Here is a 14229-nt window from a genome sequence, read left to right on the forward strand (position 1 = left end):
GGCTCAGCCGACCCTGATCTCGTTGTACACGGGGACGCTGAACGGGTTCAGCGCCACGTCGGACAGCCGGTCGGAGTAGCCGGCGCTGCCGTTCTGGTACCAGAGCGGGATGGCGGCCATGTGGTCGCGCAGCACCTTCTCGGCCGCCTGGAAGCCGGCCACCGACCTCGCGGTGTCGGTCTCGGCGTTGGCCCGGTCCACGAGCCGGTCGAACCGCTTGTCGGACCACCGGCCGTCGTTGGAGGAGGCGCCGGTGTAGTAGAGCGGCTGGAGGAAGTTCTGGATGAGCGGGTAGTCCATCTGCCAGCCCGACCGGAACGGGCCGGTCAGCTTGTGCTGTCCGATCCGGTTGCGGAAGTCGGCGAAGGTGCCGACCGGATTGCCGACGCAGGCCCGGTCCTCGCCGAGGGCGTTGTTGATGGAGTTGCACACGGCGTCCACCCACTGTTTGTGCGAACCCGTGTCCGCGTTGTACGTGATCCTGACCTGGCCGCCGGGGATGCCGCCGCCCTCCTTGACCAGCCTCCTCGCCCGCCCGGGGTCGTAGCCGCAGGCCGGACCGCACAGGCCGGCGTCGAAGCCGCCCCGGGCGCCGAGCACCGGGGAGGTCCAGTCGCCGGCCGGCGTCCGGGTGCCGCGGAAGATGGCGTCGGTGATCTGCCGGCGGTTGATCGCCATGGACAGGCCGGTGCGGACCTTCTCCGCGCCCGGCTTGTTCCACGCCTTGTCGTAATAGGGGAAGGCGAGGGTCTGGATGATGCCCGCGGGAGTGTTGATGTAGCGGCCGCCGAGATCGCCCTTGACGTTCTTGAGCTGTGCGGCGGGGATGTCGTCGACGAGGTCGAGGTTGCCGGCCAGCAGGTCGGTGTAGGCGGTGTTGCTGTCGGTGTAGACGAGGAGGGTCACGCCCTCGTTGCGGGCCTTGTCCGGCCCGGGGTAGCCCTTCCACCTCCGCAGGTACATCTGCGCCCCCCTGGTGTAGGACTCGACGGTGTAGGGGCCGTTGCCGACCGGCTTGCGCACCCAGGCCGCGTGGTCGGTGAAGAAGGCGCGGGGCAGCGGGGCGAAGGCCGCGTAGCCGAGGGTGTCGGGGAAGCCGGAGAACTTCTGGTTCAGCCGCACGGTGAAGGTGTGGTCGTCGACCACCTTCAGGCCGGCCAGGGTGGGGGCGCTCTGCCTGCCGGTGTCGGGGTGCACCTTGTCGTAGCCGTCGATGTAGCCGAAGAAGTAGGCGTTCTTCTGGTTGTTGCGCAGGCTCGCGCCGTAGTTCCAGGCGTCCACGAAGGACCGGGCGGTCACCTCCTCGCCGTCGGAGAAGGTCCAGCCTTCCTTGACGCGGACGGTGAAGTGCTGCGAGTCCGCGGTCTCGATGGAGCGGGCCAGCCAGTCGCGGGCCCGACCGGTCCGCGGGTCGTACTTCTTCAGGCCCCGGAAGATCATGTCGAGGACCTTGCCGCCCTGCACCTCGTTGGTGTTGGCCGGCTCCAGCGGGTTCTGCGGGTCGCCCCAGGAGGAGCTGAGCACGGCGCCGCCGTTGCCGCCGCCGCTCGTCCCGCAGCCCGTGGCCGCGAGCGCCGTCACCAGCGCACCGGCGGCCCAGCGGGCGTACGTGCTGCCACGCATGGCGCCTCCTCCATGACGCTCGATCACTTTCCGGTCAATAGGGAGACATACCGCACATACCGCACGGCCACCGCCCGGGGAGGCGGCCGTTGGAGGGACGGGTCATCCGAATGCACGCACCGCCGCCCGGCCCCGTTGATGATCTTGACTCGGCAGCGCAATAGATCCTCGCGTACCGATGCGGAAACGTTGGATTCCGTCGGGCCGATGTACGTATTTCGACACTCCACCGTCCGCATATCGAACTTCTTGACCGTTTCGCGTAGTTAGTCCGATGTGAAGCACGGATTGATTACAACGTGCAACCCGCGTAGCTACGGTTTGGTCAAGGGGAGGCAAAAAACGTAAAGAGCGAACCAAGGCGGTCGAGAATTTATTGACCTTGAATGAATTGCGTTGAAAAAGTCCGGCGTAGCCCGTAGGGGAGCGCCCTGCGGAGTCATCAGACCCTCCCTTGGGCCAGGAGCAACATGACCCCCCCAACTCCATCTGCGGCTGCCCCGCTTGAGGTGACCGACGAGACCGCTGCGAAGCCGATCGCTTCGGACGGTTCAAAAGGCAGCGAAGGCCGCTCTCCGGGACGTCTTGCCTGGAAGCGCTTCAAGCGTGACAAGACGGGCGTCATCTCCGCGTACGTGGTGATCTTCTTCTTCGTCGTGGCGATCACGGCGCCGCTGATAGCCAAGCTGTACGGCAAGGACCCGTACACCACGTACGCGAGCGCGAACCCGAACCTGCTCAACATGTTCTCGTACCCCTCAGGCCCCAACGGCGGCATGAGCTCGGACTTCTGGTTCGGCGTCGAGCCCCAGCTCGGCCGGGACGTGTTCACCTTCCTGCTCTACGCGATCCGCACCTCGCTGGGCATCGCCCTCGCCGCCACCCTGCTCACCGTGTTCCTGGGCGTGGTCATCGGCGTCACGGCCGGCTACCTCGGCGGCAAGACGGACTACCTCGTGGGCCGGATCATCGACATCCTCCTGTCGTTCCCGTCCACCCTCTTCTTCATCGCCTTCATGCCGGTCGTCTACGGGCTCTTCATCGCCCCCGACGAGGACATCCCGACCTGGCTGCGGGCCACCGGTCTGATCATCGTCCTCGCCACCTTCGGCTGGGCCTCCATCGCCCGACTGCTGCGCGGCCAGGTACTCGGCCTGCGCGAGCGGGAGTTCGTCGAGGCCGCCAAGGTCACGGGCGCTTCGCCGCGGCGCATCGTCTTCAAGGAACTGCTGCCGAACCTGTGGACGCCGATCATCATCCAGGGCACGCTGATGCTCCCGGCGTTCGTCACCGCTGAGGCGGGTCTCGCCTTCCTCGGTGTCGGCATGATCGACCCGACCCCGGACTGGGGCGTCATGATCCAGCGCGGCGCCATGTTCTACACCGAGGACATCACCTTCATGCTCTTCCCGGGCCTGTCCATGGTGATCTTCGTGCTCGCGTTCAACCTCCTGGGCGACTCCGTGCGTGACGCACTCGACCCCAAGTCCAAGCGCTGACCTCTCTCGGCTCTTCAGGACCACGGCAACGGCGCCGAGGGTGCCGGGAACCCTTCATCTCTCCCACTTTCCAAGGCAGGAAGACATGTCCTTCTCCCGTAGAAACTTCCTCATCGCCACCGGCGTCGCCGCGGCATCGACCTCGGTGCTGAGCGCCTGCAGCAGCGGCAGCGAGGGGGGCTCCGGGCAGAACGACGGCCCCCAGGTCAGCGGCTCCAAGACGACCTCGATCCCGGTCGGCACCAAGGCGGACTCGACCGGCCCGGCCCCCGAGGTCAAGGGCGCGGTCAAGGGCGGGACGATCTACTCGCTCCAGCAGTTCGACATGGACCACATGGACCCGGCCCAGATCTACAACTCGACCGAGGCCGCCATCACGGTGCCGCTGCTGCGCGCCCTGACCGGTTACCGGCTCGACGACAAGGGCAACGCCACCCTGGTCGGTGACGCCGCGACCGACGCCGGCACCATGAAGGACGGCGGCAAGACCTGGTCCTTCACGCTGAAGGACGGCCTGAAGTGGGAGGACGGCGCCGACGTCACCGTGGAGGACGTGCGCCACACCTTCGAGCGCCTCTTCGCCTCCTTCATCACCGAGGGCCCCCGCTACGTGCAGACGTGGCTGGAGGGCGGCGACAAGTACAAGGGCCCCTACACCGGCAAGAGCCTCAGCTCCATCGAGGTCGACGGCAAGACCATCACCTTCCGTCTGAACGAGGCCCGCGCCGACTTCAACTACACGCTCGCGATGCGCGGCTACGCCCTGGTGCCGAAGAAGCACGACACCAAGGAGAAGTACGACAAGCGCCCGTTCTCCTGCGGTCCGTACAAGATCGGTGACCGCAAGATCGGCAAGTCGATGACCTTCGTGCGCAACGAGCACTGGGACGCGAAGACCGACCCGGTCCGCAACGCCTACCCGGACCAGTACGTCTTCCAGATGGGCTACGAGCTGGTCGCCTCGACCGACCGCTGGATCGCGGACCAGGGCAACGACCAGTACGCGGTGCCGATCTTCAACGAGGTCGCCCCCGAGCGCATCGCCCAGGTCCTCACCAAGCCGGAGCTGAAGCAGCGCGTCCTCACCGCGGTCGACACGGTCACCTACTACTGGCCGATCAACACCACCCGCATCAAGGACGTCAAGGTCCGTCAGGCCATCAACTGGGCCTGGCCGCACCAGCAGGTCCAGACCATCAACGGCGGCCGGGCCACCACGGAGATCGCCTCCACGATCCTCGCCCCGGTGACCCCCGGCTACACCAAGTACGACCTGTACGGCGCGCAGACGACGCCGGGCGGCAACCCCGAGAAGGCCAAGGCCCTGCTGAAGGAGGCCGGCAAGCTCGGCCAGAAGCTGGTCATCGCCTTCCAGCAGTCCGACACCCAGGTGAAGGTCGCCGTCGCCGTCAAGAACGCCCTGGAGGCGGCCGGCTTCACGGTCGTCACCAAGCAGGTCGACAAGTCGACCTTCTACACCCAGATCGGCAAGATCGACAACGACTTCGACCTGTTCGGCGCCGGCTGGAGCCCGGACTGGCCGGGCGGCTACTCGGTCTTCTACCCGTGCTGGAGCGGCAAGAACATCGGTGACGGCCGCAACAACTACTCGCAGCTCAACGACCCGAGCATCAACAAGGCGATCGACGCGGCCTCCAAGATCGCGGACGTCGAGCAGGCCAACAAGGCCTGGGGCAACGTCGACAAGATGATCATGGAGCAGGCCGCGGCCGTGCCGGACTACCACAAGATCCGTAACTACCTGTACGGCTCCAAGGTCGGCAACGTCATCTGGGACGGCGCCAACACCTGCGTCGCGCTCTGCAAGCTCTACGCCAAGAAGTAAGCAAGCCCGACCTGTCGGGGGCGGCCATCCCGCATGGCCGCCCCCTGCGGCCCACCCCCCTCTACTTCCCTCCCGGCGACGGCGCCCCGTCCGGAAAGTCACGCCTCATGTTCCGCTTCCTTGTCCGCCGAGTCATCGGCGCGCTGGTCATCTTGCTGATCATCAGCGCCATCACCTTCTGGCTCTTCTACGCCGTGCCGCGTGACCCCGCCATGATGTCCTGCGGCAAGAACTGCACGCCCGAGAATCTCGAGCAGATCCGGAAGAACCTGGGCATCGACAAGCCGATCCCGGTGCAGTACTGGTCGTGGCTCGTGGGCATCTTCGCCGGTCGCAACTACCCCGGGTACGACTACTGCCACGCGCCCTGCCTGGGCTACTCCTTCGCCAACCGCGAGCCCGTCTACGACACGATCATGGACCGGCTGCCCACCACCCTGTCGCTCGCCCTCGGCGCGGCCGTCGTCTTCCTGATCCTCGGCATCGGCGCGGGCATGCTCGCGGCCGTCAAGCAGGGCAAGTTCCTGGACAAGTTCGCCAGCTCCGCCTCGCTGCTCGGCTCCTCCCTCCAGGTCTACTTCGTCGGTTACATCGCGATGTTCTTCTTCGTCGCGCAGCTCGGGTGGCTCGACCAGCCGCAGTACACCCCGCTGACCGAGAACCCGGGCGCCTGGTTCTCGGGCCTCCTGCTGCCCTGGCTCGTCCTCGCGATCATCTTCACGGCCAACTACACCCGTATGACCCGCTCCCAGCTCGTCGAGCAACTGAGCGAGGACTACGTCCGCACGGCACGGGCCAAGGGCCTGTCCCGGGCCAACGTGTTCTTCCGGTTCGCCTGGCGCGGTGCGATGGGCCCGATCGTCACGGTGTTCGGCATCGACCTGGGCACGCTGATCGGTGGCGCCATCATCACCGAGTCGACCTTCAGCCTCCAGGGCATCGGCCGGCTCGCGGTGAAGTCCGTGGACCAGAGCGACCTGCCCATGCTGCTCGGTGTGACCCTGCTGGCGGCCGGCGCGATCGTGTTCTTCAACATCATCGTGGATGCCGTCTACGCCTTGATCGACCCGCGGATCCGGCTCGCCTGACCTCCGCCCCCACCCCGTACCTCCCCGCCCCACCCGGCGATCTCTCCCGCATCACCCCCTCAGGAGCGTCCCCGTGACGAGCACCGATCAGCAGCCGTTCCTCTCCGTCAGGGACCTACAGGTCCACTTCTCCACCGAGGACGGCATCGTCAAGGCCGTCGACGGGCTCAGCTTCGACCTCGTCAAGGGGCAGACGCTCGGCATCGTGGGCGAGTCGGGCTCCGGCAAGTCCGTCACCAACCTGACGATCCTGGGCCTGCACGACCGCGACCGCACCGCGATCGAGGGCGAGATCCTGCTGGACGGCAAGGAGCTGCTCACCGCCTCCGAGCGGGAGATGGAGCGGCTGCGCGGCAACAAGATGTCCATGATCTTCCAGGACGCGCTGGCCTCGCTGTCGCCGTTCCACACGATCGGCACGCAGATCGGTGAGACGTACCGCAAGCACACCGGCGCCTCCAAGAAGGAGGCCCGGGCGCGGGCGATCGAGATGCTGAGGCGGGTCGGCATCCCCCAGCCCGACGTGCGGGTGGACGACTACCCGCACCAGTTCTCCGGCGGTATGCGCCAGCGCGCGATGATCGCCATGGCGCTGGTCTGCGACCCCGAGCTGCTGATCGCGGACGAGCCGACCACCGCCCTGGACGTGACCGTGCAGGCCCAGATCCTGGACCTGCTCAAGGAGCTCCAGCAGGAGTTCGGCACGGCCATCATCTTCATCACCCACGACCTCGGTGTCATCGCGGACATCGCGGACGACGTGCTCGTGATGTACGGCGGCCGGTGCGTGGAGCGGGGCACCAAGGAGGAGGTGCTGAGCGACCCCCAGCACCCCTACACCCTCGGCCTGCTCGGCTCCATGCCGAGCCTGGACGGCCCGGTCGACGTGCCGCTGACGCCGATCCCCGGGTCGCCGCCGTCGCTGCTGAACCCGCCCACCGGCTGCCGCTTCCACCCGCGGTGCACCTTCACCGACAAGGTCGCGGGCGGGCTGTGCTCCACGGAGCGGCCGCTGCTGGACGTGGTGGACGGCAGGGGATCGGCCTGCCACCTCCCCGCCGGGCAGCGGGAGGAACTTTTCGCCGACTTCACCGCCTCCCGGCACTGACGTACACGAGACGGGATTCACCATCATGAGCAACGCGCAACCGCTCCTGGACGTCAGCGGTCTGACCAAGCACTTCCCCATCAAGGGCGGCTTCCCGATCAAGCGGACGGTCGGCGCCGTGCAGGCCGTCGACGGCCTGGACTTCCAGGTCGCCGAGGGCGAGAGCCTGGGCCTGGTCGGCGAGTCCGGCTGCGGCAAGTCGACCACCGGCCGGCTCATCACCCGGCTGATGGAGCCGACCGGCGGCAAGATCTCCTACCGCGGGCAGGACATCACGCACGCGGGCCGCAAGCAGCTCGCCCCCATCCGCTCCGAGATCCAGATGATCTTCCAGGACCCGTACGCCTCGCTGAACCCGCGGCAGACGGTCGGCAAGATCATCTCGGGTCCGATGGAGATCAACGGCATCGACCCGGCGGGCGGGCGCGAGGCGCGCGTCCGTGAGCTGCTGGAGATCGTCGGCCTCAACCCGGAGCACTTCAACCGGTTCCCGCACGAGTTCTCCGGCGGCCAGCGCCAGCGCATCGGCGTCGCCCGGGCCCTCGCCCTGGAGCCCAAGCTGATCGTCGCCGACGAGCCGGTCTCCGCCCTGGACGTCTCCATCCAGGCCCAGGTCGTCAACCTGCTCCAGAAGGTGCAGCAGGAACTCGGCATCGCCTTCGTGTTCATCGCCCACGACCTGGCGATCGTCCGGCACTTCTCGCAGCGCGTCGCGGTCATGTACCTCGGCAAGATCGTGGAGATCGCCGACCGCGACGACCTGTACGAGAACCCGCGCCACCCGTACACGCGGGCCCTGCTGTCCGCCGTGCCCGAGGCCACGGTGGACGAGGTGCCGCGCGAGCGCATCCGGCTGACCGGTGACGTGCCGTCGCCGATCAACCCGCCCTCCGGCTGCCGCTTCCGCACCCGCTGCTGGAAGGCGACCGAGAAGTGCGCGACCGAGGCGCCCGCGCTGGTCCGGGTGGAGGGCAACAAGCCCGGCCACCTGACGGCCTGCCACTACCCGGAGACGGCGGACACCGCCCCCTCCCCGCGCCTCACCAAGGACCCCGAGGCGGCGGCCTGACACACCCCTTTTCGTCAGCCGCCCCTTCGCGGAGCGGACTTTCACCGGCCCATTGACCCGAGCCCATGAACGTCCGGTCCAGGGGACGAAGGCCCGCACCTCCCCCGGTGCGGGCCTTCGCCGTGCGGGCCGTGGGTCCGTGCGGTGGGCGGTGGGCGGTGGGCGTTGATCACAACGGCCCTTTCCTGAACGGCAGTTCAGCACGGTGTGGCAGACTGGCACGGTGACGGATCATTCGTTCGCAGATCTCTCGCTCGCCGCCCTGTACGACAGCCTCAACCCGTGGGGACCGGGTGACGACTTCTACCTCGGGCTGCTGCGGGAGGCCGGGTCCGTGCTGGACATCGGCTGCGGCACCGGCCGGTTGCTGCGGCGGGCCCGGGCCGAGGGGCACCGCAGCCGGCTGACCGGCCTCGATCCGGCCGCCGCCATGCTCGTCCAGGCCCGCCGGGCGCGACCCGACGTCGAGTGGGTGCTCGGCGACGTGCGGGTGCACGGCTGGCGGGCCGAGTTCGACCTCGCCGTCATGACCGGGCACGCCTTCCAGGCACTGGTGACGGACGAGGCGGTCCGGGTCTGTCTGCGCGCCGTCGCCGCGGCGCTCCGGGACGGCGGCCGGTTCGTGTTCGAGACCCGGAACCCGGACGCCCGCCCCTGGGAGCGGTGGACCCCGGACCGGGTCCACCGGGCCACCGCCGCCGACGGCAGCCCGGTGCGGGTCCGGCACGAGGTGCAGGGCGCCGGCCCGCGCGGGGACAGGGTGCACTTCACCGAGACCTACACCGGCCCCGGCTGGCCCGCCCCGCGGGTCAGCCACAGCGTCCTGCGCTTCCTGGACGCCGGGGCCCTGGCGGTATTCCTCGCGGAGGCCGGTCTGACGGTCGCCGAACAGTACGGGGACTGGCGGCGGGGCCCGCTGACGCCCGACTCGCCCGAGATCATCACCGTGGCGCGGAAGGCGTAACCGCGCCCGGCGTTGCCTGCGCCGGGCGTGATGGTCCTCATGCCCGTGATCACTGGTTGACGGTCGCGGCCGTGGCATATGTTTTCGAACGCACGCGCGCGAGGTCCGGCAGGGTCCGCACGTCCCACCCGCCCGTCCCCCGGACCCGTCACCCCGAGGTAACTCGCTCCGCCATGCCCTTACGCCCGCCCGCCGGCCGCGTCCGCCCGTCTGGCTGATACCGGTCCCCTGGACGCTCGCGCTCGGCCTGTGGGGCCTGTCCCGGCAGCGCAGTGTGTGGCGGGACGAGGCCGCGACCTGGATGGTGGCCCGGCGGTCCGTCCCCGAGATCTGGCACCTGCTCGGCCAGATCGACGTCGTGCACGTGCTCTACTACCTGCTGATGCACGTCCTGTTCTCGTGGTTCGGGGCGAGCACCACGACCCTGCGGCTGCCCTCGGTGCTGGCCGTGGCGGTGGCGGCGGGATGTGTCGCGGCCCTCGGCCACCGGCTGGCCGACGCCCGGACCGGCGTGGCCGCGGGGCTGGCCCTCGGGCTGCTCCCGGCCGTGCAGTTCTCCCTCCAGGACGGGCGCCCGTACGCACTCGTGTGCGCGGGCGCCGCCGTCTCGACGCTGCTCCTCGTCACCGTGGACGGGGCGGGGGGCCGCGCCGGGCGCTGGGCGGCGTACGGGGGGACGGTCCTGGGGTGCGCGCTGCTGAACTGGCTCTCGCTGCTCGTCCTGCCCGCGCACCTGGTGACCCTGCTGTGGGTGCGGGCCGGGCGGGCGGTCCTGGCGCGGTGGGCGGTGGCCGCGGCGGCGGCGGGCGCCGGGGCGCTGCCGCTGGTCCTCTACAGCCGGACCCAGTCCCACCAGGTGGCCTGGATCCCGGCGCCGACCTGGCACACGCTGATCGGTCCCGCGGTACTGCTGGTGATCGGCGGGGCCGGGGCCCTGCTGGACCGGCCGCGCGCGGGCCGGCTGTCGGCCGCGGCCGTCGGGCTGCCGCTGCTGGCGGTGCCGCAGCTCTCCCTCCTCGCCGTCTCCCTGGTCCACCCCCTCTTCCTGGACCGCTACGTCCTGTTCGGCATGCTGGGCCTGGCGCTGCTGATCGGCGCCGCGCTGGGCGCGGCGGCGCGGTCGGCGGAACCGCGGTTCCCGCGCGCCTCGCACTGGATCGTGCCGGTGGCGACGGCGACGGCACTGGTGGCGCTGCTCCCCGTGTCGCTGGCGAAGCGGTCCCCGGCCAGCCGGGTGGACGACGTCCTGGCGGTGGCCGCGTACGTCCGGGACCTGAAGCGGCCCGGGGACGCGGTGGTCTTCCTGCCGGCGGAGCGGCGCGACACGGCCGAGGTCTCCCCCGGCGACTTCGCCGGGCTGCTGGACGTCGCGCTGGTGCGCGGGCCGGCGGAGTCCGGGACGCTGAAGGGCGTGGAGGCCGGTCCGGACCGGATACGGACCGCGATGCCGGCACGACCGCGCATCCTGCTGGTCACCGATGCCCCGGAGGTGGCGCCACCGGTGTCGGCGGCGCGGGACAGGGCGAAGGCGGAGGTGCTGCGGCGGCACTTCACCGCGGTGGCGGACCACCGGGTCCGCGGCCGCCGCCTGACGGTCTACGAACGCCGGCCGGCACCGGACCACCGGCCCTGAGGCCCGGGGGACCGGCCGGACAACCGTCCCGGCCGGGCGGCCCGCCCGAGCGCCTTCACCCCGGCACCACCGCCCCGGTACGCCCCCGTCCGTGCCCTCCGGGAACGGCCGCCGACGGCCGGCTCCCGCCCCCGGTCCGGTTACGGCGTCTTGGCGCCCCCGTCCTCCAGCGCCGCCAGGGCCGGGTCCAGCACGATGTCCTCGGCGCGGGCCTCGGTGGTCGGGTCCTCCGGGAAGTGGCAGGCCGTCAGGTGGCCGTCCCGGTTGCCGGAGAGCCGGACCAGCGGGGGCTCCTCGGACGCGCACTTGTCCTGCGCCTTCCAGCAGCGGGTGCGGAAGCGGCAGCCGGAGGGCGGGGAGATCGGGGACGGGACGTCGCCGGCGAGGCGGATGCGCTCGCGCTGGGGCTCGTCCGCCTCCGTCAGGGTCACCTCCGGGACCGCGGAGAGCAGCGCGTGGGTGTAGGGGTGGCGCGGGCGGGCGTAGATGGAGTCCCGGTCGCCCACCTCGATGATCTTGCCGAGGTACATGACCGCGACGCGCTGCGAGAAGTGCCGGACGATCGCCAGGTCGTGGGCGATGAACAGGAACGCGATGCCGAGTTCCTGCTGCACCTTCTGGAGCAGGTTGACGACCTGGGCCTGGATGGAGACGTCCAGGGCGGAGACCGGCTCGTCGGCCACGATCAGCTTCGGCTCCAGGGCGAGGGCCCGGGCGACGCCGATGCGCTGGCGCTGGCCGCCGGAGAACTCGTGCGGGAACCGGTTGAAGTGCTCCGGGTTGAGGCCGACGATCTCCAGCAGCTCACGGACGCGCGCCTCGCGCCCGCCCGCCGGGTCGATGCCGTTGATCTCCATCGGACCCGAGATGATCTTGCCGACCGTCTGCCGCGGGTTCAGCGACGAGTACGGGTCCTGGAAGATCATCTGGATCTCGGAGCGGATGGGGGCCAGTTGCTTGCGCGTCGCGTGGCTGATGTCCTGCCCGCGGTAGGTGATCGTGCCGCTCGTGGGTTCCATCAGCCGGGTGATGAGCCGGCCGGTGGTCGACTTGCCGCAGCCGGACTCGCCGACCAGGCCGAAGCTCTCCCCCTCGTGCACGGTCAGGTCCAGGCCGTCGACGGCCTGCACGGCGCCGACCGTCCGCTTGATCGGGAAGCCGCCCTTGACCGGGAAGTGCTTGACGAGCCCCGAGACCGTGAGCAGCGGCTCCCGTGCGGCGTCGGCACCGGCCTCGCGGGCGGCGGGAAGGACCAGGTCCTCTGTCATGACGGGTTGTCCTCCCTAGCCCAGTCGGGGCCTGATCTCTTCGACGAAGATGGTTCGCTTCTCCTCGGTGCCGAGGTGGCACGCCGAGGAGCGGTCCGGTCCCAGCGCGGGGCGCTCCGTGGCGCAGCGGTCGCCCTCGACCCGGTCCCGGAAACCGCACCGGGGGTGGAAGCGGCAGCCGGGCGGGGGCGTGAGCAGGCTCGGCGGCGTACCGGGGATCGGGGTCAGCGGGGTGCCGAGGTCGGAGTCCAGCCGGGGCATGGAGTTCAGCAGGCCCCAGGTGTACGGGTGCCGGGGGGACCTGAGGACCTCGTCGACCGTGCCGCGCTCCACCGCGCGCCCGGCGTACATCACCATGATGTCGTCGGCCATGTCGGCGATGACGCCGAGGTCGTGGGTGATGAAGACGATTGCCGTGCCGAACTCCCGCTGGAGGTCCTTGAGCAGGTCCAGGATCTGGGCCTGCACGGTCACGTCCAGCGCCGTGGTCGGCTCGTCGGCGATCACCAGGTCGGGGTCGCAGACCAGCGCCATGGCGATCATCGCGCGCTGGCGCATACCGCCGGAGAACTGGTGCGGGTAGTCCCGTGCGCGCTCCTTGGGGTTGGGGATGCCGACCTTGGCCAGCATGTCCACGGCCCGCTCCCAGGCCACCTTCTTCGAGGCGCCCGTGTGCTTCATGAACGGCTCGGCGATCTGCCGGCCGATCGTGTAGAAGGGCGACAGCGCGGTGAGCGGGTCCTGGAAGATCATCGCCACCCGGTTGCCGCGCAACCGCTCCATCTCCTTCTCGGTGGCGGTGATGAGTTCCTTGCCGTCGAGGACGATCTCCCCGTCGACCGTGGTGAACAGCGGGTCGTGCAGCCCGAGGATCGTCAGGTTGGTGACCGACTTGCCCGAACCCGACTCGCCCACGATGCCGAGGGTCTTCCCGCGGTGCAGGTCGAAGGAGAGCCCGTCGACGGCCTTGACCGGGCCGTCCTCGGTGGAGAACGTCACCTGGAGGTCGCGCACCGAGAGGAATCCGTCCGGCCCGGTCGGGGCCGGTGCGCCCTCGGCCTTGGTCACTGTGGTCACGATGCTTGGTTCTTCCTAGGAGAGCCGGATGCGGGGGTCGATCCACGCGTAGGTGATGTCGGTCAGGATGTTGATGACGAGGATGAAGAAGGCCCCGAACAGCATCACGCCCATCGTCAGCGGCAGGTCCTTGTTGACCGCGCCGTCCACCGCGAGCCGGCCGATCCCCTGGAGGGAGAAGGTCAGTTCGGTGACGACGGCACCGCCGAGCATGGAGCTGACGTCGATGCCGAGCACGGTGACGATGGGGATGAGCGAGCCGCGCCAGGCGTAGCGCAGGAAGACGTACTGGCGTGACATGCCCTTGGCCCGGGCGGTGCGCACGTGGTCCTCGGCGAGCTGCTCGATCATCGACGAGCGCGCCATACGGGTGTACTGCGCGGTGAAGATCGTGGCCATCACGCAGACCGGGATCGACATGCCGACGAGCCACCCGAGCGGGTCCTGGGTGAAGGGCACGTACCGGGGGTCCTCCATCCAGCCGGTGCTGTAGACGAGGACGGTCAGCACGACCGGGCCGAGGAAGTAGATCTGGAACGAACTCAGCACCATGGACACGCCGGTGGCGGCCTTGTCCACCAGTGTTCCGCGCCGGTAGGCGGCGATCATGCCCGCGCCCACGCCGACGATCAGGAAGACGATCGCGCCGCCGACCGTCAGGGTGAGGGTCAGCGGGAACCGGTCCATGATCGTGCTCCAGACCATGTCCCCGGAGTAGAACGACTGCCCCAGGCAGGGGGCCGAGCAGTGACCGGTGGGGAAGTCGCGGCCCGTCACGATGCCGGACATGAAGTCCCAGAACTGCTGGGCCAGGGGCAGGTTGAGGCCGAGGGCCTCCCGGATGTCCGCCAGCCGCTGGGGCGAGCAGTCCTTGCCGCAGGCCAGGGAGGCGTAGTCGGAAGGGGCGGCCACGAAGAGGAAGAACGTCGCCGCCCCGATGAGGAAGAGCGTGACGAAGGCGCCGACCGTGCGCCGGATGATGAACTGAAGCATGGCGGGCTGGCTGCTCTCTGCGGAGACGGTGGGGTAGGGGGCGCCCGGGGCGGGGGCGCGC

11 protein-coding genes are annotated in these 14229 nt (G+C 69.6%); 7 read left to right on the top strand and 4 right to left on the bottom strand.

Annotated elements, in window-relative coordinates:
* Window positions 1-3 precede the first annotated feature (3 nt).
* Window positions 4-1623 (bottom strand): peptide ABC transporter substrate-binding protein, encoded by a 1620-nt coding sequence (locus tag ACZ4K2_RS17960; protein ID WP_467473807.1) that lies wholly within the window; start codon window positions 1621-1623, stop codon window positions 4-6.
* Window positions 1624-2132: 509 nt separating this feature from the next.
* Here ACZ4K2_RS17960 and ACZ4K2_RS17965 point away from each other — a divergent pair.
* From ACZ4K2_RS17965 to ACZ4K2_RS17995, 7 genes are all read left to right on the top strand, one after another.
* Window positions 2133-3122: an ABC transporter permease gene (locus tag ACZ4K2_RS17965; protein WP_467473808.1), complete on the top strand. Its 990-nt coding sequence runs from the start codon at window positions 2133-2135 to the stop codon at window positions 3120-3122.
* Between the two features lie 85 nt (window positions 3123-3207).
* Window positions 3208-4968, top strand: a complete 1761-nt coding sequence (locus ACZ4K2_RS17970) for an ABC transporter substrate-binding protein (protein WP_467473810.1) — start codon at window positions 3208-3210, stop codon at window positions 4966-4968.
* Between the two features lie 107 nt (window positions 4969-5075).
* Window positions 5076-6056, top strand: coding sequence for an ABC transporter permease (locus tag ACZ4K2_RS17975; protein WP_467473812.1), 981 nt, complete (start codon window positions 5076-5078; stop codon window positions 6054-6056).
* Window positions 6057-6129: 73 nt separating this feature from the next.
* Window positions 6130-7164, top strand: coding sequence for an ABC transporter ATP-binding protein (locus ACZ4K2_RS17980; RefSeq protein WP_467473813.1), 1035 nt, complete (start codon window positions 6130-6132; stop codon window positions 7162-7164).
* Window positions 7165-7189: 25 nt separating this feature from the next.
* The gene (locus ACZ4K2_RS17985) at window positions 7190-8233 is read left to right on the top strand and encodes an ABC transporter ATP-binding protein (protein ID WP_467473815.1); all 1044 of its coding nucleotides are present in this window, start codon (window positions 7190-7192) and stop codon (window positions 8231-8233) included.
* Between the two features lie 223 nt (window positions 8234-8456).
* Window positions 8457-9197 carry a class I SAM-dependent methyltransferase gene (locus tag ACZ4K2_RS17990; RefSeq protein WP_467473816.1) on the top strand — a complete coding sequence of 247 codons (741 nt, stop codon included), beginning with the start codon at window positions 8457-8459 and terminating at the stop codon, window positions 9195-9197.
* Window positions 9198-9471: 274 nt separating this feature from the next.
* Entirely contained in the window at window positions 9472-10830 is a 1359-nt protein-coding gene (locus ACZ4K2_RS17995) for a glycosyltransferase family 39 protein (protein WP_467473819.1), read from the top strand.
* Between the two features lie 140 nt (window positions 10831-10970).
* Here the strand turns inward: ACZ4K2_RS17995 and ACZ4K2_RS18000 are convergent, their stop codons facing one another.
* The 3 genes from ACZ4K2_RS18000 to ACZ4K2_RS18010 are packed head-to-tail and all read right to left on the bottom strand — an operon-like array spanning window position 10971 to window position 14168.
* Window positions 10971-12098, bottom strand: a complete 1128-nt coding sequence (locus ACZ4K2_RS18000; RefSeq protein ID WP_467473820.1) for an ABC transporter ATP-binding protein — start codon at window positions 12096-12098, stop codon at window positions 10971-10973.
* A gap of 15 nt (window positions 12099-12113) precedes the next feature.
* Entirely contained in the window at window positions 12114-13175 is a 1062-nt protein-coding gene (locus ACZ4K2_RS18005; protein WP_467473821.1) for an ABC transporter ATP-binding protein, read from the bottom strand.
* A 15-nt stretch (window positions 13176-13190) separates the two neighbouring features.
* The gene (locus ACZ4K2_RS18010) at window positions 13191-14168 is read right to left on the bottom strand and encodes an ABC transporter permease (protein ID WP_467473824.1); all 978 of its coding nucleotides are present in this window, start codon (window positions 14166-14168) and stop codon (window positions 13191-13193) included.
* Window positions 14169-14229: the final 61 nt, after the last annotated feature.

It is taken from the genome of Streptomyces sp. NPDC025833 (assembly GCF_055558055.1).